This window comes from Streptomyces sp. SP18BB07, from assembly GCF_036322545.1.
Lineage (GTDB): Bacteria > Actinomycetota > Actinomycetes > Streptomycetales > Streptomycetaceae > Streptomyces > Streptomyces deccanensis.
In genome coordinates this window covers 1-215 of record NZ_JAQYWT010000115.1, presented here as the reverse complement: position 1 = coordinate 215, position 215 = coordinate 1, and the positions used below count along the sequence as shown (strand labels likewise).

Annotated in this window: 1 pseudogene; it reads left to right on the top strand. The window is 70.7% G+C overall.

The annotated features are described in order from the left end of the window. A pseudogene (locus PUR53_RS00325) lies at nt 1–215 on the top strand (hypothetical protein); the annotation flags it as partial.

Here is a 215-nt window from a genome sequence, read left to right as displayed (position 1 = left end):
ATCCCGGCCTCCGCGCAGGCCGAGGTCGACCGCAACCTCGCGCTCCTGGACACGCAGATCCAGGAAGCCAACCAGCGCCTGATCGACACCGTCGGCCAGGGCGGTGCCAACTTCGTCAACAACGCCATCCTCGGCCCGCTGGAGGACAAGCGCGTCGCCACGCTGAACCGCATCGAGACCGCCATCGGCCGCGCCGCCGCCAAGCCCGAGGGCCT